Origin of the sequence: Microcystis sp. LE19-41.2A (genome assembly GCF_027530405.1) — a bacterium.
Taxonomy (GTDB): Bacteria; Cyanobacteriota; Cyanobacteriia; order Cyanobacteriales; family Microcystaceae; genus Microcystis; species Microcystis aeruginosa.
Window position 1 is genome coordinate 1 of record NZ_JAPZQJ010000272.1, and the last position, 1,629, is coordinate 1,629.

Genomic DNA, 1,629 nt, shown 5'->3' on the forward strand with positions numbered 1-1,629 from the left:
GACTATATGGAAGAAATTCGTGCTGATTTAGGTTTGCTCGCAAAAAGATTAAAAAAAGATGGAGATCGAATTCTAATCATCATAAGTAGTCATGCAAAATTAATTACCCAAATAAAAAATTAAGAAGTATAATACATAAATTCTCTCTAGCATTTTCTGGCTCTCGGGGTTTAGGTCTCTAATCAATCTCATTGTATTTTCCTGCTGCTTCGTTTTTTTATGTATTATACTTCTTAATTTTTTATTTGGGTAATTAATTTTGCATGACTACTTATTCAAGGATTGATCATCTTCTTCTCATGCTCTCCAAGGGAGAGGTCATATGAGATTGACGAAATTCAACAAGGTTCCTTTGCATATGCTTTAGTAGAAGGCTTAAGGATTCAAGGCGAAGGCAGCCCATCTACAATTAAAAAATTAGATCAATACTTAAGGTTTAGAGTTCCTGAAATCAACGGAAAGTATGGAAAACCGCCTCAAACTCCCTATGCGAGTGTTGAACCTTCAACTAAGGTTCATTTAATTATCCTACCTCAATCTGCTACTCTTTCAGACGTTCAAGCCCTGAAAATGGATGCACTTAGAGCAGAGTTAAGCGGTGATTTTCAACTTTCTAGACAACTATGGATTAGAGTACTTTCAGTTTCTCCTAGCGATCCTGAAGCAATACAATCGATTCAAAAATTAGCTAGAAGGGATGCAGAAAGTTCGACAAATTTTACAGTGACTGAAGAACATAAATCTCAAGTCCCTGTAAATGCTGAAGAAGGTGTTCTCAATAGAATTGGTGATCTTCAAGGCGCTGAAAATGACTTGGTTTCCGAAAGAGATCAATTGGGATTCAAAGATTATGTTCAAGCTTTTGCTGATTTGATTGAGTCTACAGCGACATTTCCACCTCTAACAATTGGAATATTTGGTTCATGGGGTATAGGAAAGTCATTCCTTCTGCATCATATTAGTAAGGAACTTAAAAGGCGTTATGAAATACGTCTAAAAACTAGATTGAGCAATTATAAATTACCTCGTATTTATACTGTTGAATTTAATGCTTGGGAATATAGTGCTGCTCAAGTAATTTGGCCATGCCTTGTGCGAAGGATCATGAATCGTCTGGAATCTCAGGTTTCCTGGGGTTTTCCTGGTCACTTTATGATTAAGTTCTGGCGTAATCTTAAACGTCAAATAGAAGGGGTAAAAGGTAAGATAATTGCTATCCTTGCAATAATAATTGGTTTGATTGTATTTTCTTTTTGGAGATTCGGCTTAGATTTTTCATTGATTTGGGGTGCGTCAATTGCTCTTGGCATAGGAGGAATTTTTAAAGTGGTAGCAGATACTTTGTCTAAGCCCTTGAGCCAATGGATCACAACTGTTCTTCAAACGAATGACTATGGCAAACAAATCGACTATATGGAAGAAATTCGTGCTGATTTAGGTTTGCTCGCAAAAAGATTAAAAAAAGATGGAGATCGAATTCTAATCATCATAAGTAGTCATGCAAAATTAATTACCCAAATAAAAAATTAAGAAGTATAATACATAAAAAAACGAAGCAGCAGGAAAATACAATGAGATTGATTAGAGACCTAAACCCCGAGAGCCAGAAAATGCTAGAGAGAATTTATC

Annotated in this window: 1 protein-coding gene; it reads left to right on the top strand. The window is 35.5% G+C overall.

Annotation, left to right across the window (positions count from 1 at the left end; all coding sequences use genetic code 11):
• Nucleotides 1-282: 282 nt before the first annotated feature.
• Entirely contained in the window at nt 283-1,530 is a 1,248-nt protein-coding gene (locus tag O9290_RS11715) for a P-loop NTPase fold protein (RefSeq protein WP_288087082.1), read from the top strand.
• Nucleotides 1,531-1,629 lie beyond the last annotated feature (99 nt).